Genomic DNA, 17,200 nt, shown 5'->3' on the forward strand with positions numbered 1-17,200 from the left:
ACACCACGCGGCCGCGCTTTAGGGTGAACGCGACAGGAGGCAGCACATGAGCGGCTTGGGTGCGGAGGTCTTCGGCGGGCGCATGCCCAGCGGAGGTCGTGACCTGGCGATCGAGACCCACGGCATCGCGCCGGTGCCCGAGGGCAACCGGTTCGGGCGGCCGTGGCGCCTGTTCAGCGTGTGGTTCGCGCCGAACCTGACCATGACGGCGGTGTTCACCGGCACGCTCGCCGCGGCGTACGGCCTCGGGTTCTGGACGGGCCTGGCCGCGATGCTCGCCGGCACCGTGCTCGGGTCGCTGCCGGTGGCGTACCTGTCCACCTGGGGACCGCGCACCGGCACCGGCCAGCTGCCGCTCGCCCGGCTGCCCTTCGGCGGCGGCGTCGTGCTGCCGGGGCTCGTCCAGTGGCTCGGCTCGATCGCCTGGGACGCGCTGGTCGGCCTGTTCGGCGGTGAGGCGCTGGCCGAGCTGACCGGGCTGCCGTTCTGGGCGGCGGTGCTGATCGTGCTGGTGCTGCAGTGCGCGCTCGGCGTGTTCGGCTACGCCCTGATCCACCGCGTGCAGGCGGTGATGAGCGTGCTGCTGGTGCTCGCGTTCGCGGCGCTCGCCGTGAAGGTCCTTTCCGGACACCCGATCGCGACCGCCGACACGGCCTCGGGCGCCGACCTGGCGGGAAGTGTCGTGCTGTTCACGACGATCACGCTGTCACTGGCGATCTCGTGGGCGCCCTACGCGTCGGACTTCAGCCGCTACCTGCCCGCTTCGACGTCCTCGCGAAGCGTCTTCTGGGCGACGCTGCTCGGTCTCGTCGTTTCGTACACGATCGGCGAAACCCTGGGGCTCGCGCTGGGGTCGTCGCTCGGCGACCAGACGGCCACCGGCGTCGCCGCACTCCTCGGCGGCGGCTTCCTGGGCGCGCTGGCGCTGGCGGTGATCGCGCTCGCGGCGGTGTCGTCGAACGCGATGAACGACTACAGCGGCTCGCTGGCCCTGCAGACCGTCGGCGTCCGGCTGCGGCGCCCGGTGTCGGCGGTGATCGTCACGGTGCTCGCGTTCGCGCTGATCCTCTGGATGCACAGCGGCGAGCTGGCGGCCAAGTTCCAGAACGTGCTGCTGTTCGTCAGCTACTGGATCCCGCCGTTCCTCGGCGTCGTCATCCCGGACTGGCTCGCGCGGACCCGCGGCGGGCGGCGCGTGGACGTGCTGGAGTCGACGTCCGTGCGTCCCTGGGCCGCGCTCGTGGCGTTCGTCGTGGGGTTCGGCGCGGCGGTGCCGTTCATGAACACGTCCCTCTACACCGGACCGGTCGCCTCGGCGCTGCACGGCGCCGATCTCGCGTACTACGTCGGGTTCGTCGTTTCGCTGGCAGCGTACTTCCCGCTGCGGCGCCGCCTTGACCTCAAGTAATGTAGAGGTCTGACGATGGTGTGGTACCCCTCGAAGGAGGAACCATGCCAACCGCACTCGTCACCGGTGCATCCGCGGGCCTGGGCCGTGCCCTCGCCGCCGCACTGGTGAGTCGCAAGTGGACAGTCATCGGCGACGGCCGGGACGCGGCCGCTCTGGGTTCCGCCGCCCGCGAGACCGGCTTCACGGCCGTTCCCGGCGACGTCACCGACCCGGCCCACCGCGCCGCGCTCGCCGACGCCTGTCCATCTCTGGACCTGCTCGTCAACAACGCCAGTTCCCTGGGCGTCAGCCCGTTGCCGCCGTTGGGGAGCTATCCCTTGGCGGAGCTGGAAAACGTCTACCGCGTGAACGTGTTCGCGCCGCTCGCCCTGACGCAGCTGCTGCTGCCCGCGCTGACGCGCGCCCGGGGCACCGTCATCGACATCAGCTCGGACGCCGCCGTCGAAGCGTACGAAGGCTGGGGCGGCTACGGCTCGGCGAAGGCCGCGCTCGACCAGGTCACCGCCGTGCTCGGCGCGGAGAACCCGGACCTGGCGGTGTACGCGGTCGACCCGGGCGACCTGCGCACGGCGATGCACCAGCGCGCGTTCCCGGGCGAGGACATCTCGGACCGGCCGCTGCCGTCGTCCGCGGTCCCGGCGTTCCTGCGGTTGCTGGAGGAGCGTCCGCCGAGCGGCCGCTACCGGGCGGCGGACCTGCTGGTGAGCGCATGAACATCCGGTTCGACCTGCCGGACGGGCTGTCGGCGTCGGCGCCTCCCGAGGCGCGTGGCTTGGCGCGGGACGAGGTCCGCCTGCTGGTCGCGTCGCCCGCGGGCGTCCACCACACGGTGTTCTCGTCCCTGGGTTCGCACCTTCGCCCCGGGGACCTGCTGGTGGTCAACACGTCGGGAACGCTGCCGGCGGCGGTCGACGCCGTCCGCGCGGGCCGGCCGGTCGTGGTCCACTTCTCGACCTCACTCGACGACGGTTCGTGGGTCATCGAGCTGCGCGCGCCCGGCGGCCCCCTGCTCGACGGCCGGGCGGGGGAGCGCCTCGAGCTGCCCGGGGGCGCGTCACTGACGTTGCTGGCCCCGGCTTCGCCGGGTGTCGCGCGGTTGTGGCGGGCCGCGGTGGCGGTGGAGGGTTCGGTGCCGGGGTTCTTGTCGGCGGCGGGCCGCCCGATCCGCTACGGGTACGTGCCGCGGGCGTGGCCGTTGCCGGACTACCAGACGGTGTTCGCCCGCGAGCCGGGAAGCGCGGAGATGCCCTCGGCGGCGCGGCCGTTCTCGGAGTCCCTGGTGGTGCGTTTGGTGACCGACGGTGTGCTGTTCGCGCCGCTGGTGCTGCACACGGGAGTGTCGTCGCCGGAGGCGGGCGAGCCACCGCAGGCGGAGCGGTTCCGGGTGCCCCCGACAACGGCGGCGCTGGTGTCGTGGGTGCGATCCCAGGGGGGCCGGGTGATCGCGGTGGGCACCACGGCGGCGCGAGCACTGGAGTCGGCCGCCGAGGGGACTTCGGAGGGGTGGACGGATTTGGTCCTGGGCCCCGAACGTCCGGCGCGGGTGGTGGACGGGATCGTCACGGGCTTGCACGCACCGGAGGCGTCCCACCTGCTGTTGCTGGAGGCGGTGGCCGGGAGGGGCCTGGTCCAGCGAGCGTACGACGCGGCGGTGGAGCGCCGGTACCTGTGGCACGAGTTCGGCGACGTTTCCCTGCTGCTGCGCCGGTGACGCGGTGTGGTGGCCGGTGCTGCGGGCGGCAGCGGGGGTTTTGCGCCGCCGGCCGAGCGCCCCGCCCCAGAGCAGCCCCCGCCCTCTCCGGGGGTCCGGCCCCGCATCCAGCCTACCGACGCCACCCGACGAAAAGCCGGGAAAACGACAGCCCGGGCCTGCCCCTCCACATCAGGCCCGGGCTGTGGACAAAGTCGAGCCGCTACCGTCGCGCCGGCTCCTCGCGACGTCGGGCTCGCAGCAACCCCGCCACCGATACCACCGCGATCCCCAGCCCCACGCCGGTGACGATCGAAGCCACCAGGCTCGCCTCGCCCGTGACCAGGCCGAACGCACCGCCCAGGTACACCGGGATGCTCACCGCCACCGGCAGCCAGTTCCGCAACGAAAACGCCCGGTCCGACGCCAGCCACAACACCAGCGTCACCGCCGCCCCCGTGAAGACCGGGATCGCCCAGACCACCAGGCTCGTCACCGCGTCCATCCCCAGTGACCTGAACCACTCGAACGTCGCCTGGCCCATCCCGATGAACAGCACGACCAGCGCCACGCGGACGCCGGTGGCTCCCTGGCCCCGTCGGCTTGTCATGTTTCCTCCCGAATTCGTCGTCACTCGTACCACGTTCAGGTGACGTCGGAGGTTGCCTCGGTGCGCCGGACGGTTCGCCACCGCGCGAGCGCGACCAGCAAGAAGATCGCCAGCGGGACCGCCGTGAAGACGAGCACGAACGTGTGACCGCGGGTCGCCGACCCGGTGACCAGGCCGGACAGGCCGAGGACGGTGACCGGGGCGGCCAGGCCGAGCAGCGGGGCCGTCCGGCGGGCCGGACGCTTGCCCGTGAACCGCCAGAAGAGGAAACCGACGGCCACGCAGGCCGGGCCCAGAGCGGCCGCCAGCACCACGGCCGTCCACTCGCCCAGGCCGATCGCGGTCAGCCAGTCGGCCCCGATCGGCCCGAGCGCGCAGCCCGCCCACACCGCGTACGCCACCAGGACCATCAGCCGGATCTCCGCGACTGTCTTCATCCGTTCCCCCTCGAAGTCGTCCGATCACCACCACGCGCGAGGGGGCCGGGCGGTTGCCTATAGGCGCACGCCGATACCCGTGTCAAGAAATCTCAGCGGATTTCCCGGGATGCGGATGGCTATGCGCCTGAGTGGGTGACCGTGCGAACCTCGCCCCGACACCGATCCCGCGAAAGGCGACGCCGACGTGCGCACCCACCACAGAACCCGCTTCCTGGCCTCGGCGCTGGCCGCCCTGACCGCCGTGGGCGTGCTCGCGGGCTGTTCCCGCGCCGCGGAGAACACCGCCGCCCCGGCCGCGAACGCCGGTGCCGCCGGCGAGGTGCGGCTCGGGTACTTCCCGAACGTCACGCACGCGCCCGCGCTGATCGGCGTCAAGAAGGACTTCTTCAAGCAAGAGCTGGGCTCGACCAAGCTCACCACCCAGACCTTCAACGCCGGCCCCGACGAGGTCAACGCGCTGCTGGGCAACTCGCTCGACATCGCCTTCATCGGCTCGGGCCCGGCGATCAACGCCTTCACCAAGTCCAAGGGCACGATCCAGCTGATCTCGGGCGCCGTCTCCGGCGGTGCGCAGCTGGTCGTCAAGCCGGACATCACCGGCGTCGACCAGCTCAAGGGCAAGACGATCGCCACGCCGCAGCTGGCCAACACCCAGGACGTCGCCCTGAAGAAGTTCCTGGCCGGCAAGCAGCTGACCGACCAGGTCAAGATCACCAACCTGGACAACTCCAAGACGCTCGACGCCTTCAAGAAGGGCGAGCTCGACGGCGGCTGGCTGCCCGAGCCGTGGGCGTCCCGGCTGGTCCTCGACGCCGGCGCGAAGGTCCTGGTCGACGAGAAGGACCTGTGGCCCGGCGGCCGCTTCCCGACCACTGTCGTCATCGTGCGCAGCGAGTTCCTGCAGCAGCACCCGGACACCGTCAAGGCGGTGCTCAAGGGCCAGCTCGCCGCGATCGACTGGGCTAAGGCCAACCCGGCGGACGCCAAGACCGTCGTCAACAGCGCGCTCAAGGAGCTCGCCGGCAGCAGCCTTAGCCAGGGCGTAATCGACCGCGCGTTCTCCGGCATCGAGCTGACCACCGACCCGATCCCGGCCGAGTTCCCGCAGCTCGCGCAGGACTCGGTGACGGCGGGGGTGGTCAAGTCGGCGGTCGCGCTGAAAGGCTTCGCCGACTTCGGCCCGCTCAACGACGTCCTCAAGGAGAAGAACCAGCCGTCCGTGAACGCGCCCGAACTCGCCAAGTGATCCCGAGAGGCAGCCAGCGATGACCACGACCCTCCCGACCGGCCGGAGCAGCTTCACCGGCGCGACCGCGGTCCGGCTCGACGGCGTCCGCAAGACGTTCGGCCCGGCCGGCCGGGCGGTCGTCGCACTCGACGGCGTGGACCTCACGGTCGCGCCCGGCGAGTTCGTCTGCCTGCTCGGCGCGTCCGGGTGCGGCAAGAGCACGCTGCTGAACCTGGTCGCCGGGCTGGACGCGCCGTCGGCGGGGGAGATCACGCTGAACACCTCGCGGCCCGCGGTCATGTTCCAGGAGGCCGCGCTGATGCCGTGGCTGACCGCCGCCCGCAACGTCGAGCTGCCGCTGCGGCTGGCCGGCTTCGGGCGCGCCGAGCGCCGCGAAAAGGCCGCCGAGCTGCTGGAGCTCGTCCGGCTGAACGGCGCGGGCGGCAAGCGGCCGCACGAGCTGTCCGGCGGGATGCGGCAGCGGGTCGCGCTGGCGCGCGCGCTGGCCGCGACCCTGCGCGTCGGCGGCGACCCGGAGCAGGCGCTGCTGCTGATGGACGAGCCGTTCGCCGCGCTCGACGCCATCACCCGTGACGTCCTGCAGGGCGAGCTGCTGCGCGTCTACCGCAGCACCGGCACGTCGGTGCTGTTCGTGACCCACGACGTGCGCGAAGCCGTCCGGCTCGGGCAGCGCGTCGTGCTGCTGTCGTCGCGGCCGGGCAAGGTCGTCCGGGAGTGGACGGACGTCCCGCTGGCCGACGCCGAGGAGCTCACCGATGAGATCACCGGGCACCTGCGAGAGGTGATCAGTACCCATGCCGCAGCTTGACCGGTCCGAAGCGGACGCTGTCGAGGACCTCGACGCGGTCGGTGCCGGACTGGATTCGCTCGACGCCCCGGTCGGCGAGCGCCGCCCGAGCTTCTGGAAGCGGTTCGCCTGGGGTTTCCTGCCGCCGGTGCTCGCGCTCGTCCTGCTGATCGTCGTCTGGCAGGTCCTCTGGGCGGCGGCGTTCTGGTCGGAGGCCCAGCTGCCCGCGCCGCTGGCGGTGTGGGACGAGTTCTGGGGCCGCGTCGCCGACGGCCAGGTGTTCGGCTTCGTCTGGACGTCGGTCCACCGCGCCGCGCTCGGTTTCATCGCCGGCGTGGTCATCGGCACGCCGCTGGGCCTGGTCGTGGCCAAGGTCCGGGTGGTGCGGGCGGCGATCGGGCCGCTGCTGAGCGGGCTGCAGAGCCTGCCGTCGGTGGCGTGGGTGCCGGCCGCGATCCTGTGGTTCGGCATCAACGACGGCGCGATCTACTTCGTCGTCCTGCTCGGCTCGGTGCCGTCGATCGCGAACGGCCTGGTGTCCGGCATCGACCAGATCCCGCCGATCCTGCCGCGCGTCGGCCAGGTGATGGGCGCGAACCGGCTCTCGTCGGCCCGGCACATCCTGCTGCCCGCGGCCCTGCCCGGCTTCCTGGCGGGGCTGAAGCAGGGGTGGGCGTTCTCGTGGCGTTCGCTGATGGCCGCCGAGCTGATCGCGTTGTCGCCACAGCTGGGCGTCGGCCTCGGCGCGTACCTGAACCAGGGGTCGTCGCTGAACAGCATCGAGACGGTGATCGCGGCGATCTTCCTGATCCTGCTGGTCGGCGTCGGGATCGAGCTGCTGGTGTTCCGCCCGATGGAGCGCGCGGTGCTGCGGGCCCGCGGGCTGACTTCTTCGCTCTAGTTCCCCGCCCGATGTCGAAGCCGGGTCGCCGGCGTCGACGTCCCCTTCGAAAGCGGACGAAGGGAGCAGGCGATGGTTGTCCCGGTGCTGGTGGCGGCGGTGGCCGCGGTCGTGGTGAGCGCGGTCTGGTACACGGTGTTCGGACGGGTCTGGGCCGAGCTGAGCGCGGCGGGCGCGGCGGCGCGGCCCTCACCGTGGCGGATGGGCGCGGAGTTCGGGCGGACGCTCGCGCTGGTGGTGGTGTTCGCGGTGCTGGCGGCGGCCACCTCTTGGCCGGTGCTCGGCCTGGCGGTGCTGGTGTGGGCCGGGTTCCCGGTGATCATCCTGGCGGGTTCGGTGCTGCACGAGCGTGTCCCGGTCCGGCTGGCCGCGTTGCACGCGGGCGACTGGCTGGTGAAGATCGTCGTCGTGGCACTGGTGCTGGGAGGGTGGCGATGACGGAACCGCTCCTCGACGGGATCGCGTTCGGCGAGTCCCCCCGCTGGCACGACGGCCGCCTGTGGTTCGCCGACTGGCTGGCCCACGAAATCGTCGCCGTCACCCCGGCGGGACAGCGCGAGGTGGTCTTCCGCGCGGACTTCCCGACCATGCCGATGTGCTTCGACTTCCTCGACGGGCAGCCGCTGGTCGTCTCCTCGTCGGACGGCCTCCTGCTGCGGCTCACCGAGTCCGGTCCGGTCACCCACGCCGAGCTGGGCGGGTCGGGGTACAACGAGATCGTGGTGGCGCGCGACGGCGGCTGCTACGTCAACGGGGGCGGCTTCGACCTGATGGCGGGGGAGGAGTTCCGGCCCGGGCTGGTCCTCCACGTGAGCGCGGCGGGCGAGGTCCGCGAGGTCGCCGACGGGATCGCGTTCGGCAACGGCATGGCCCTGACCCCGGACGGCTCGACGTTGATCGTGGCCGAGTCGTACGCGAAGCGCCTGACCGCGTTCTCCGTCCGGCCGGACGGCTCGCTGACCGGCCGCCGGGTGTGGGCCGACCTGGGCGACGGCGTCCCGGACGGCATCGCGCTCGACGCCTCGGGCGCGGTGTGGGTGTCGGACGTCCCGAACCGGTCGTGCACCCGGGTCCAAGAGGGCGGTCGGGTGCTGGAGCGGCTGACGTTCGGCCACGGCTGCTTCGCCTGCGCGCTGAGCGACGACACGTTGTTCGTGGTGACCCAGGAGTGGCGGGGCGTCGGCGGCGTGGACGCGGCGGACCGGACGGGCGAGATCCTGGCCCACCCGGTTCCGGTCGGCCGATCAGTCCTCCGGTGAGTCGACGGCGACCTCGAGGGAGAGCTGCTGGAGGAGGTGCAGGACGTCCGGCCCGGGATTTTCCTCCTCGTAGGCCTCGACGACCTTGACGAACCCCATCAGCAGCCCGCGCATGACCGCCTCCTGGCGGTGCGCCAGCTCGTCGACCGCCTGCTTGACGATGTCCTGGACGTCGGCGAGGTACTCCGGTGGCACGGGGGAGTCCGCCGTCATCGTGAAGTCGAGCGCTCCTTCGAGCAGCTCGGGGTAACCGCTCGCGCCGGCCTCGCCGTCGTTCTCCAGGTTCTGGCGAAGTCGGTAGACCGACGCCAGCAGGCCGATACCGGTCTGCACCAGGTCCGTGTCCTCCATCACGGAAGCATGGCACGCCATCGGCGCCCTCGCCGTCGACGGAGACGACTCGACCCCGGGCCGCCGGCCCGGGGTCGAGTCGTTCGCTTGCCGGCTCAGCGGCCCCGGCGGCCGCCCGCACGGGTGCCGGACGAGAACGCCGCCGCGCCCCCACTCGAGCCGGAGCCCGAACGGCGGCCGCCCGCGGCCGCGGGAGCGCCGGAGCGTCGTGCCCCACCCGAAGCGGCCGGGGCGCCGGAGCGTCGCGAACCGCCGGAAGCGCCCGCCGACCGGCCGGAACCCTGGCGCTCCGACCGCGGCTGCTGCGCCTCGTCGCGGCGGGCCTGGCCGTTCGCGCGGGAACGCTGGCCGCCGCGGTTCTCCTTCGGCGTGGCGGGTGCGCCACGGCGGCCGCGGCCGCCGCCCGGCGCCGCGCCCGAAGCGGTGACCTTCTTCGGCCGGTCGTCCACCGGCGGCCGCTTCGGCGACGCCGTGAACGAACGCTCACCCGGGGCCAGCTCCGCCAGCAGCGGGTGACCCGGGCCGAGCTGGGTCGTCGTCGGCTTGATGCCGGCCTTGCGCGTCAGGTCGCGCACGTCGCGGACCTGCGCGTCCGTCATCAGCGTCACGACCGTGCCCGACGCGCCCGCGCGCGCCGTGCGGCCCGAGCGGTGCAGGTACGCCTTGTGCTCGACCGGCGGGTCCGCGTGGATGACCAGGCGGACGTCGTCGACGTGGATGCCGCGGGCCGCGATGTCGGTCGCGACCAGCGTCTTGGCGGCGCCGGACGAGAACGCCTCCAGGTTGCGGGTGCGCGCGTTCTGGCCCAGGTTGCCGTGCAGCTCGACCGCCGGGACACCGGACGCCACGAGCTTGCGCGTCAGCGCCTTCGCGCGGCTCTTCGTCCGGGTGAACACCAGCGTGCGGCCCGGGGCGGCGGTCAGGTCGACCAGCACCGGCAGCCGGTGGGTCTCCTCGAGGTGCAGGACGTGGTGCTCCATCGTCGACACCGGCGACTGCGCCGAGTCGACGCTGTGCGTGATCGGGTCGTTCATGAAGCGCTTGACCAGCACGTCGACACCGTTGTCCAGCGTCGCGGAGAACAGCATGCGCTGCCCGCGCGACGGCGTCTGGTCCATGATCCGGCGCACCTCGGGCAGGAAGCCCAGGTCGGCCATGTGGTCGGCCTCGTCGAGGACGGTGATCTCGATCGCGTCGAGCTTCACGTGGCCGGAGCGCATGTGGTCGGCGAGCCGGCCGGGGCAGGCGACGACGACGTCGACGCCGTCACGCAGCCGCGTGATCTGCGGGTTCGCGCTCACGCCACCGAAGATGGTGGTCGTCTTCAGGCCCAGCGGCTTCGCCAGCGGCAGGATCGAGGCTTCGATCTGGGTCGCGAGCTCGCGGGTCGGCGCCAGGATCAGCGCGCGGGGGCGGCCCGGCTTGCGCCGCGTCGGGCCCGCCGAGAGGCGCGCCAGCAGGGGCAGGACGAAGCCGTAGGTCTTGCCGGAGCCGGTCCGGCCGCGGCCGAGCACGTCGCGCCCGGCGAGGGTGTGCGGCAGGGTCGCCGCCTGGATGGGGAAGGGCTCGGTGACGCCCTGCGCGGCCAGTGCGTCCACCAGGGTCGTGGGCAGGCCGAGTTCAGCGAAAGTGCTCATAAGTGCATGCGGGCGCCACTGCGCCCTGGTCTCCGTAATCTGAGAAGGGTTGTCCTGCCCGGCGCAGACCGGTCAACGGCCGCGGCGCGTGGTAGTCGACAACAGCAGCGGGCCGAGGCAGAACTGAGCGGCCCGCAAGATCAGTGTAGCCGGTGGGAGTGACGTACCCCTAGTGAGATTGCCCGCACTCGAGGAGACTTGCTAAGTTACCGGTCGGTAATCGAAGAGGAGCGCCATGCTGCTGAACCCGCACGAGTACGACCCGAGCCACTTCGACGCGGAGACGCGCCGGCTGCTCCGGGCCACCATCGACTGGTTCGAGCAGCGCGGCAAGGCGAAGCTGGCCGAGGACTACCACGCCCGCACCTTCTACGCGGACTTCCTCGAGTTCGCGGGCAAGGAAGGCCTGTTCTCGACCTTCCTGACGCCGGCCGCGAACGCCGGCGGCAACCCGGACAAGCGCTGGGACACCGCCCGCGTCGCCGCGCTGTCGGAGATCCTCGGGTTCTACGGCCTGAACTACTGGTACCCGTGGCAGGTCACGATCCTCGGCCTCGGCCCGGTCTGGCAGAGCGGCAACGACGTCGCCCGCAAGCGCGCGGCGGACGCCCTCGACGCCGGCGGCGTCGGGGCCTTCGGACTGTCCGAAAAGGACCACGGCGCCGACATCTACTCGTCCGACCTGGTGCTGACGAAGGACGGCGACGGCTACCGCGCCACCGGCTCGAAGTACTACATCGGCAACGGCAACTGCGCGCGCACGGTGTCGGTCTTCGGCCGCATCGACGGCGTCGAGGGCCCGGACCAGTACGTCTTCTTCTACGCCGATTCCGAGCACCCGAACTACCACGTGGTCAAGAACGTGGTGCCGTCGCAGATGTACGTCGCTGAGTTCCGGCTCGAGGACTACCCGGTGCACGCCGACGACATCCTCCACATCGGCGCCGAAGCCTTCAGCGCCGCGTTGAACACGGTCAACATCGGCAAGTTCAACCTCTGCTTCGGCGGCATCGGCATGGCGACGCACTCGCTGTACGAAGCCATCACGCACGCGCACAACCGCGTCCTGTACGGCAAGCCCGTCACGAACTTCCCGCACGTGCGCCGCGAGTTCGTCGAGGCCTACGCGCGGCTGACCGCGATGAAGCTGTTCTCCGACCGCGCCGTCGACTACTTCCGCAGCGCGCACGCCGAAGACCGCCGCTACCTGCTGTTCAACCCGATCACCAAGATGAAGGTGACGACCGAGGCGCAGAAGGTGATCGGCCTGGTCGCCGACGTCGTCGCGGCCAAGGGCTTCGAGGCCGACACGTACCTCGCGATGTCCAAGAACGACATCGACGGCCTGCCCAAGCTCGAAGGCACGGTGGCCGTGAACCTCGCGCTGATCGCGAAGTTCATGCCCGCGTACCTCTTCGCGCCGCAGGAGTACGCGCCGGTAGGGACCCGCACCGACGCCGCGGACGACGAGTTCCTCTTCCGCCAGGGCCCGGCGCGCGGCCTGTCGAAGGTCCGCTTCCACGACTGGAAGACCGCCTACGCCGGCGCCGCGCACATCCCGAACGTCGCGCTGTTCACCGAGCAGGCGGGATACCTCGTCAAGCTGCTGACGGAGGCCGCGCCGGACGAGGCCCAGCAGGCCGACCTCGACTTCGGGCTCGCGCTGACCGAGCTGTTCACGCTCATCGTGTACGGCCAGCTGATCCTGGAGCAGGCCGAGATCACCGGCCTCGACGAGGAGGTCGTCGACCAGATCTTCGCCGTGCTGGTGCAGGACTTCAGCGCCGCGGCGGTCGACCTCAACGGCAAGGCGAGCTCGACCGAGGCCCAGCAGGCGATCGCGCTGGCCGCGCTGCGCAAGCCGGTGGTGGACGCCGAGCGCTTCGAGAACGTCTGGACGAGGGTCCGCGAGCTTTCCGGGGTCTACGCTATGCACCCGTGATGGCCAGGAAGTACCAGCTCGGCGTGACGCGCAAGGCCGCGAACGTCGTCGTGACGGCGTTGCTGGAGCGCGGGATCCCGGTCAACGGGCGCACCGGCTACCTGCTGACCACGCGAGGACGCAAGAGCGGAGTGGACCGGACCACTCCGGTCAACGTCCTCGAGGTCGGCGGTGACCGCTGGCTCGTCTCGCCGTACGGGCAGGTCGGCTGGGTGCACAACCTGCGCGCCGACGCCACCGCCCGGCTGCGGCGCGGCCGCACGCGCGAGACGTGGTCCGTCGAAGAGGCCGACGCCGCGGCGGCCGGACCGGTGCTGCGCGCGTACGTCCGCAAGATCCCCGTGACGGCGCCGTTCTTCGACGCGAAGCTCAGCGACCCCGCCGAGGCCTTCGCCGCGGAAGCCGATCGACACCCGGTCTTCCGGTTGGCAAGATCGCGAGGGTGAACCGAGAGCGGGCGGCGGAACTCATCTGGGATGCGTGGCAGACCGGGAAACGCCTCGACGGCCTTCCCGACGACGCCCGCCCGCGCGATCTCGCCGAGGGCATGGCCGCGCAGGCGGCGCTCGCCGCGCTGGCCGGGCCGGTGTCCGGCTGGAAGATCGCCGCGACGACCGCGTACGCCCGCCAGTACCTCGACGTCCCCGGCCCGCTGGCGGGGGTGATGTTCGAGCGGTACCGCCACGCCGAGGGCGAGCCGGTGCCGGCCGACACGATGACGATGGGCGTCGCCGAGCCCGAGTTCGCCTTCCGGCTCAAGGCCGACCCCGGGCTGTCGCCGTCGCTGACCGCGGTGCTCGACGCCGTCGACACGATGGTCCTCGCGCTCGAGATGCCGGACAGCCGCTACACCGACCACCGGCACGCGGGCGGGCCGCAGCTGCTGGCCGACGTCGCGTGCGCGGGCCGGTTCGTCGAGGGGCGGGCGGTGCCGGGCTGGCGCGACCTCGACCTCCCGCGGCAGCAGGTCGTCCTGCACGCCGACGGCGAGGAGTTCTCGCGCGGCAGCGGCAGCCTGGTGCTCGGCGACCCGCGGCTGGCGCTGCACTGGCTGGCGATGGAACTGCCCCGCCACGGCCTCGCGTTGCGCCCCGGCGACATCGTGACGACGGGGACGGCGACCCCGCCGTGCCCGATCCACGCCGGCGGGCACGTGGTCGCCGACTTCGGCGCGCTGGGCGCGGTCGAGGTGCGGTTCGCCGGGGTAGGGTAGATCGTCGCGTTGGCGAGCGCGGCAGGCCACGGCACCCCGACCGGCTGACCCCCGCCGAGTGGCGGGTGGTCGACGCGGTCCGCCTCGGCCTGAGCAACGGCGAGATCGCCCGGCGGCGCGGCACGAGCCGGGACGCCGTCAAGTTCCACGTCGGCAACGCCGTCCGCAAGCTCGGCCTGACCGAAAGGGCCGAGCTGCGCACGTGGCGCGGCGCCGCGGCGGACAGCGCGCTCGCGGGCCGGGTTTCGGAGGAGGCACCGATGCTGGGACCGATCGGCCAGGTTTCGCGGACCGTGACGGATCTCGACCGCGCGAAGGCGTTCTACGGCGACGTGCTCGGCCTGGAGCACCTCTACACGTTCGGGGACTTGGCGTTCTTCGACTGCGACGGCGTCCGGCTGTTCCTGACGGCGGGCGAGCCGCGCGGAGCGGAGTCGGTGCTGTACTTCACGGTCCCGGACATCGACGCGGCGTACGACTCGCTGCGCGCGCGGGGCGTCGAGTTCGTCGGCGCGCCGCACCTGATCTTCCGCCACGAGTCCGGGGTGGAGGAGTGGATGGCGTTCTTCACCGACCCCGACGGCCACCCGACCGCGATCATGGCGCGCGTCCAGCCTGGCTAGAGTGACCGGGTGCTGACGTTCCGTGCCGGGTTCCTGGTGTTGGCCACGGTGGTTTTCGTGCTCGACGCGGGGTTCTGGTGGTTCGCGCGGGCTCAGCACCAGACGACGGCGCGCATCGGCTTCCTCGTGGCGTTCGTGGTGGTGCTGGCGCTGCTCGCTTTGGCCGCCGGGCTGGTCCGGTGGGAGATCGCGGCCCCGCTGGGTGCGGCGTCGACGTCCGGCTTGTTCTTCGTGGGGGCGGCGGCGATCTTCAGCGTGGGTTTCGGGTTCCTGCTGGCGGCGGTGGTGGAGGCGGCGCTGGTGAGACGGCTGGTGCTGGACGCGTCCCCGGTGGGTTGGCGCGGCGGAACCGGGGTGATCAGCTCGGCGGCCGCGGTGGTGCCGGGGGTGTTGTTCGTGGTCGGCTTGGCCGCGCTGCGCTGAGCTTCGGCATGGCCCGCGGCTCTCCAGGGGAACGTCCCGGCTCCAGTCTATCGGCGCTCACCGACGAACCTGCCTGAAAAGCCACAGGCCGGCGGAGTTGTCCACAACTCCGCCGGCCTGTGGGTAATCGCTACTTGCCGAACCCGGCCCGCCGCAGCGCGTCCGCCATGGAACCGCTGCCGCCAGAGCCGGAGCCGGAGTTCCCGCCCCGACCGCCGCCACCACCGGAGCCGCCGCGCTGACCGCCACCGCCACCAGAACCGCCGCGACGCTGACCGCCGCCACCCTGACCCCGGTCACGACCCCCACCGCCGCCACCGCGGTTCCCAGCCGGGGCACCCGGCTCGTCGTCCAACCGCAGCGTCAGCGAAATCCGCTTCCGCGGCACATCGACGTCCAACACCTTCACCTTCACGATGTCCCCGGGCTTCACCACTTCCCGAGGATCCTTCACGAAGTTCTTCGACAGCGCCGAAACGTGCGCGAGCCCGTCCTGGTGCACGCCCACGTCGATGAACGCCCCGAACGCCGCCACGTTCGTCACGACTCCCTCGAGCCGCATCCCCGGCTTCAGGTCGCCGATCTTGTCGACGCCCTCCGCGAACGTCGCCGTCTTGAACGCCGGGCGGGGGTCGCGGCCCGGCTTGTCCAGCTCCGCCAGGATGTCCGTCACCGTCGGGAGACCGAACGTCTCGTCCACGAACTGCGCCGGCTTCAACGACGACAGCGTCCGCGTGTTGCCGATCAGCGAGCGCAGGTCCGTGCCCGTCGCCGACAGGATGCGCCGGACCACCGGGTACGCCTCCGGGTGCACCGACGACGAGTCGAGCGGGTCGTCGCCGTCCGGGATGCGCAGGAAGCCCGCGCACTGCTCGAACGCCTTCGGGCCGAGGCGCGCGACCTCCTTCAGTGCCGTCCGGGAGCGGAACGGCCCGTTCGTGTCGCGGTGGGAGACGATGTTCTCCGCCAGCCCCGTCGTGATGCCCGAGACGCGGGTCAGCAGGGGCGCCGACGCCGTGTTGACGTCGACGCCGACCGCGTTCACGCAGTCCTCGACCACCGCGTCGAGGGAGCGCGACAGCGAAACCTCGGACAGGTCGTGCTGGTACTGCCCGACACCGATCGACTTCGGGTCGATCTTCACCAGCTCGGCCAGCGGGTCCTGCAGCCGGCGGGCGATCGAGACCGCGCCGCGCAGCGAGACGTCCATGTTCGGCAGCTCCGCCGAAGCGAACGCCGACGCCGAGTACACCGACGCGCCCGCCTCGGACACGATCGCCTTGGTCAGCTTCAGCTCGGGGTGCTTCTTGATGAGCTCGATCGCGAGCTTGTCCGTCTCGCGCGACGCCGTGCCGTTGCCGATCGAGATCAGGTCGACCTGGTGCCGGGCGCACAGCGCCGCCAGCTCCGCGATCGACTGGTCCCACTTGTTCGCCGGCTGGTGCGGGTAGATGACGTGGGTGTCGACGACCTTGCCGGTCGCGTCCACGACGGCCACCTTGACGCCGGTGCGGAAGCCCGGGTCGAGGCCCATCGTGGCGCGGGTGCCGGCCGGCGCGGCCAGCAGCAGGTCGCGCAGGTTGGCCGCGAACACGCGCACGGCGTCGTCCTCGGCCGCCTGGCGCAGCCGCATCCGCAGGTCGATGCCCAGGTGCAGGAGAATCTTGGTGCGCCACGCCCAGCGCACGGTGTCGCCGAGCCACTTGTCGCCCGGCCGGCCCTGCTGCGTGATGCCGAACTTCGCGGCGATGCGCGTCTCGTAGTCGGTCGGGCCGACCTGCGGCTCGTCGGTGGGCTCGTCCGGCGACATCGTGAGGTCGAGGACCTCTTCCTTCTCGCCGCGCAGCATCGCGAGGATCCGGTGCGAGGGGAGCTTGGTGTAGGGCTCGGAGAAGTCGAAGTAGTCGGAGAACTTCGCGCCTTCCTCCTCCTTGCCCGCGCGCACCTTGGCGACCAGGTGACCCTGACCCCACATCTTCTCGCGCAGGTCACCGATGAGGTCGGCGTCCTCGGCGAAGCGCTCGACGAGGATCGAGCGGGCGCCGTCGAGGGCGGCCTGCGCGTCCGCGACGCCCTTGTCCGCGTCGACGAACACGGCGGCCGCGGCCTGCGGGTCCGTCGTCGGGTCGTTCAGCAGGCCGTCGGCCAGCGGCTCGAGGCCCGCTTCGCGCGCGATCATGGCCTTCGTGCGGCGCTTCGGCTTGAACGGGAGGTAGATGTCCTCCAGCCGCGACTTCGTGTCCGCGGCGAGGATCGACGCCTCGAGGGCCTCGTCCAGCTTGCCCTGGCTGCGGATGGATTCGAGCACCGCGAGCCGGCGCTCGTCGAGTTCCCGCAGGTAGCGCAGCCGCTCTTCGAGCGTGCGCAGCTGCGCGTCGTCGAGCATGCCGGTGACTTCCTTGCGGTACCGCGCGATGAACGGGACGGTCGAACCGCCGTCGAGCAGCTCGACGGTGGCCTTGACCTGTCCTTCGCGCACGCCCAGTTCTTCGGCGATCCTCTGCTCGACCGACACGCTCACTGCAACACGCTCCTGCTTCGCCTGGTTCCGATCGTCTCATTCTGCCGTTTCCGCCACCCCGACTTTCGGATGGGGCTCCTTGACAATCAGATTGGTCTAGTCCATTTTGTGGTGACCTGCCTCACCGCCTTCGTGGAGGTCGC

General features: G+C 71.6%; 18 protein-coding genes. 13 read left to right on the forward strand and 5 right to left on the reverse strand.

Annotated features, from left to right (window positions below):
* The first annotated feature begins 46 nt into the window (after window positions 1–46).
* From AA23TX_RS22975 to AA23TX_RS22985, 3 genes are read left to right on the forward strand one after another with little or no spacing between them, the layout of a single operon-like run.
* The gene (locus AA23TX_RS22975) at window positions 47–1,408 is read left to right on the forward strand and encodes a purine-cytosine permease family protein (RefSeq protein WP_155544924.1); all 1,362 of its coding nucleotides are present in this window, start codon (window positions 47–49) and stop codon (window positions 1,406–1,408) included.
* Between the two features lie 44 nt (window positions 1,409–1,452).
* Entirely contained in the window at window positions 1,453–2,124 is a 672-nt protein-coding gene (locus tag AA23TX_RS22980) for an SDR family NAD(P)-dependent oxidoreductase (protein ID WP_196425489.1), read from the forward strand.
* Window positions 2,121–3,122: an S-adenosylmethionine:tRNA ribosyltransferase-isomerase gene (locus AA23TX_RS22985; protein WP_155544926.1), complete on the forward strand. Its 1,002-nt coding sequence runs from the start codon at window positions 2,121–2,123 to the stop codon at window positions 3,120–3,122. Before AA23TX_RS22980 ends, AA23TX_RS22985 begins: the two co-directional genes overlap by 4 nt.
* 202 nt (window positions 3,123–3,324) lie before the next feature.
* On the opposite strand, the gene AA23TX_RS22990 is transcribed toward AA23TX_RS22985, so the two are convergent.
* Both AA23TX_RS22990 and AA23TX_RS22995 read right to left on the reverse strand, forming a co-directional pair.
* Window positions 3,325–3,711, reverse strand: a complete 387-nt coding sequence (locus AA23TX_RS22990) for a hypothetical protein (RefSeq protein WP_155544927.1) — start codon at window positions 3,709–3,711, stop codon at window positions 3,325–3,327.
* A 35-nt stretch (window positions 3,712–3,746) separates the two neighbouring features.
* Window positions 3,747–4,148, reverse strand: coding sequence for a hypothetical protein (locus tag AA23TX_RS22995; RefSeq protein ID WP_155544928.1), 402 nt, complete (start codon window positions 4,146–4,148; stop codon window positions 3,747–3,749).
* A 187-nt stretch (window positions 4,149–4,335) separates the two neighbouring features.
* Between AA23TX_RS22995 and AA23TX_RS23000 the strand changes: the two genes are divergently transcribed.
* The 5 genes from AA23TX_RS23000 to AA23TX_RS23020 all read left to right on the forward strand — a co-directional run bounded on the left by AA23TX_RS23000 (window position 4,336) and on the right by AA23TX_RS23020 (window position 8,347).
* On the forward strand, window positions 4,336–5,397 hold the full coding sequence (locus AA23TX_RS23000) for an ABC transporter substrate-binding protein (RefSeq protein WP_155544929.1): 1,062 nt from the start codon (window positions 4,336–4,338) through the stop codon (window positions 5,395–5,397).
* A gap of 19 nt (window positions 5,398–5,416) precedes the next feature.
* The gene (locus AA23TX_RS23005) at window positions 5,417–6,208 is read left to right on the forward strand and encodes an ABC transporter ATP-binding protein (RefSeq protein WP_155544930.1); all 792 of its coding nucleotides are present in this window, start codon (window positions 5,417–5,419) and stop codon (window positions 6,206–6,208) included.
* Window positions 6,195–7,088, forward strand: coding sequence for an ABC transporter permease (locus tag AA23TX_RS23010; RefSeq protein ID WP_155544931.1), 894 nt, complete (start codon window positions 6,195–6,197; stop codon window positions 7,086–7,088). Before AA23TX_RS23005 ends, AA23TX_RS23010 begins: the two co-directional genes overlap by 14 nt.
* A gap of 72 nt (window positions 7,089–7,160) precedes the next feature.
* Entirely contained in the window at window positions 7,161–7,526 is a 366-nt protein-coding gene (locus AA23TX_RS23015; RefSeq protein ID WP_155544932.1) for a DUF1761 domain-containing protein, read from the forward strand.
* Window positions 7,523–8,347: an SMP-30/gluconolactonase/LRE family protein gene (locus AA23TX_RS23020; protein ID WP_230862681.1), complete on the forward strand. Its 825-nt coding sequence runs from the start codon at window positions 7,523–7,525 to the stop codon at window positions 8,345–8,347. The genes AA23TX_RS23015 and AA23TX_RS23020 overlap by 4 nt, the downstream gene beginning before the upstream one ends.
* On the opposite strand, the gene AA23TX_RS23025 is transcribed toward AA23TX_RS23020, so the two are convergent.
* Together AA23TX_RS23025 and AA23TX_RS23030 are read right to left on the reverse strand one after the other, a co-directional pair.
* Window positions 8,333–8,698: a hypothetical protein gene (locus AA23TX_RS23025; protein ID WP_155544934.1), complete on the reverse strand. Its 366-nt coding sequence runs from the start codon at window positions 8,696–8,698 to the stop codon at window positions 8,333–8,335. The genes AA23TX_RS23020 and AA23TX_RS23025 overlap by 15 nt on opposite strands.
* A gap of 95 nt (window positions 8,699–8,793) precedes the next feature.
* Entirely contained in the window at window positions 8,794–10,335 is a 1,542-nt protein-coding gene (locus AA23TX_RS23030) for a DEAD/DEAH box helicase (RefSeq protein WP_155544935.1), read from the reverse strand.
* Window positions 10,336–10,570: 235 nt separating this feature from the next.
* On the opposite strand from AA23TX_RS23030, the gene AA23TX_RS23035 reads away from it, so the two are divergent.
* From AA23TX_RS23035 to AA23TX_RS23055, 5 genes are read left to right on the forward strand one after another with little or no spacing between them, the layout of a single operon-like run.
* The gene (locus AA23TX_RS23035) at window positions 10,571–12,277 is read left to right on the forward strand and encodes an acyl-CoA dehydrogenase family protein (protein ID WP_155544936.1); all 1,707 of its coding nucleotides are present in this window, start codon (window positions 10,571–10,573) and stop codon (window positions 12,275–12,277) included.
* Window positions 12,277–12,723: a nitroreductase family deazaflavin-dependent oxidoreductase gene (locus tag AA23TX_RS23040; protein ID WP_196425490.1), complete on the forward strand. Its 447-nt coding sequence runs from the start codon at window positions 12,277–12,279 to the stop codon at window positions 12,721–12,723. The genes AA23TX_RS23035 and AA23TX_RS23040 overlap by 1 nt, the downstream gene beginning before the upstream one ends.
* A complete protein-coding gene (locus AA23TX_RS23045) occupies window positions 12,720–13,490 on the forward strand; it encodes a 2-keto-4-pentenoate hydratase (RefSeq protein WP_155544938.1) in 771 nt (256 codons plus the stop codon). The genes AA23TX_RS23040 and AA23TX_RS23045 overlap by 4 nt, the downstream gene beginning before the upstream one ends.
* Window positions 13,406–14,113: a VOC family protein gene (locus AA23TX_RS23050; protein WP_155544939.1), complete on the forward strand. Its 708-nt coding sequence runs from the start codon at window positions 13,406–13,408 to the stop codon at window positions 14,111–14,113. Before AA23TX_RS23045 ends, AA23TX_RS23050 begins: the two co-directional genes overlap by 85 nt.
* A 9-nt stretch (window positions 14,114–14,122) precedes the next feature.
* Window positions 14,123–14,536 (forward strand): hypothetical protein, encoded by a 414-nt coding sequence (locus AA23TX_RS23055; RefSeq protein WP_155544940.1) that lies wholly within the window; start codon window positions 14,123–14,125, stop codon window positions 14,534–14,536.
* A 130-nt stretch (window positions 14,537–14,666) separates the two neighbouring features.
* On the opposite strand, the gene AA23TX_RS23060 is transcribed toward AA23TX_RS23055, so the two are convergent.
* Window positions 14,667–17,057, reverse strand: a complete 2,391-nt coding sequence (locus AA23TX_RS23060) for a Tex family protein (protein WP_155544941.1) — start codon at window positions 17,055–17,057, stop codon at window positions 14,667–14,669.
* Window positions 17,058–17,200: the final 143 nt, after the last annotated feature.

It is taken from the genome of Amycolatopsis camponoti (assembly GCF_902497555.1).
In the GTDB taxonomy this organism is placed as follows: domain Bacteria; phylum Actinomycetota; class Actinomycetes; order Mycobacteriales; family Pseudonocardiaceae; genus Amycolatopsis; species Amycolatopsis camponoti.

Coding starts and splice junctions, on each gene's coding strand:
- AA23TX_RS22975 (WP_155544924.1), top strand. CDS start 47: ATGAGCGGCTTGGGTGCGGAGGTCTTCGGCGGGCGCATGCCCAGCGGA.
- AA23TX_RS22980 (WP_196425489.1), top strand. CDS start 1,453: ATGCCAACCGCACTCGTCACCGGTGCATCCGCGGGCCTGGGCCGTGCC.
- AA23TX_RS22985 (WP_155544926.1), top strand. CDS start 2,121: ATGAACATCCGGTTCGACCTGCCGGACGGGCTGTCGGCGTCGGCGCCT.
- AA23TX_RS22990 (WP_155544927.1), bottom strand. CDS start 3,711: ATGACAAGCCGACGGGGCCAGGGAGCCACCGGCGTCCGCGTGGCGCTG.
- AA23TX_RS22995 (WP_155544928.1), bottom strand. CDS start 4,148: ATGAAGACAGTCGCGGAGATCCGGCTGATGGTCCTGGTGGCGTACGCG.
- AA23TX_RS23005 (WP_155544930.1), top strand. CDS start 5,417: ATGACCACGACCCTCCCGACCGGCCGGAGCAGCTTCACCGGCGCGACC.
- AA23TX_RS23010 (WP_155544931.1), top strand. CDS start 6,195: ATGCCGCAGCTTGACCGGTCCGAAGCGGACGCTGTCGAGGACCTCGAC.
- AA23TX_RS23015 (WP_155544932.1), top strand. CDS start 7,161: ATGGTTGTCCCGGTGCTGGTGGCGGCGGTGGCCGCGGTCGTGGTGAGC.
- AA23TX_RS23020 (WP_230862681.1), top strand. CDS start 7,523: ATGACGGAACCGCTCCTCGACGGGATCGCGTTCGGCGAGTCCCCCCGC.
- AA23TX_RS23025 (WP_155544934.1), bottom strand. CDS start 8,698: ATGGAGGACACGGACCTGGTGCAGACCGGTATCGGCCTGCTGGCGTCG.
- AA23TX_RS23030 (WP_155544935.1), bottom strand. CDS start 10,335: ATGAGCACTTTCGCTGAACTCGGCCTGCCCACGACCCTGGTGGACGCA.
- AA23TX_RS23035 (WP_155544936.1), top strand. CDS start 10,571: ATGCTGCTGAACCCGCACGAGTACGACCCGAGCCACTTCGACGCGGAG.
- AA23TX_RS23040 (WP_196425490.1), top strand. CDS start 12,277: ATGGCCAGGAAGTACCAGCTCGGCGTGACGCGCAAGGCCGCGAACGTC.